The organism is Alkalicoccus luteus (assembly GCF_012034335.1).
GTDB lineage: Bacteria > Bacillota > Bacilli > Bacillales > Salisediminibacteriaceae > Alkalicoccus > Alkalicoccus luteus_A.
Genome location: NZ_JAATHJ010000112.1, coordinates 1 through 255, shown reverse-complemented (window position 1 = coordinate 255; position 255 = coordinate 1). Strand labels below are relative to the sequence as shown.

The following is a 255-nucleotide window of genomic DNA, read 5'->3' as shown; positions in this document are numbered from 1 at the left end:
AGATGGGCACGGAAAATCAATTTGTGCTCGGCTATTCGGTGCATCAGCGCCCGACGGATACCCGCTGCCTGATCCCGCACCTGGAGCTTCTCCGCTCCTGGTCCCTGCCGTTTCCCAAGCAGCTCGCAGCGGATGCCGGCTATGGCAGTGAGCCAACCTATACGTATCTTCTGGAAGAGGCGCCTCTCCAGGCAGAGAACCCGTTTTTGATTCCGTACAACACCCTGGCTGCCGAAACGAAACCCTCGTTTACGA

General features: G+C 58.0%; 1 pseudogene. It reads left to right on the top strand.

Going from position 1 to position 255, the window contains the following annotated elements:
* A pseudogene (locus tag HCN83_RS18120) lies at nt 1-255 on the top strand (IS5/IS1182 family transposase); the annotation flags it as partial.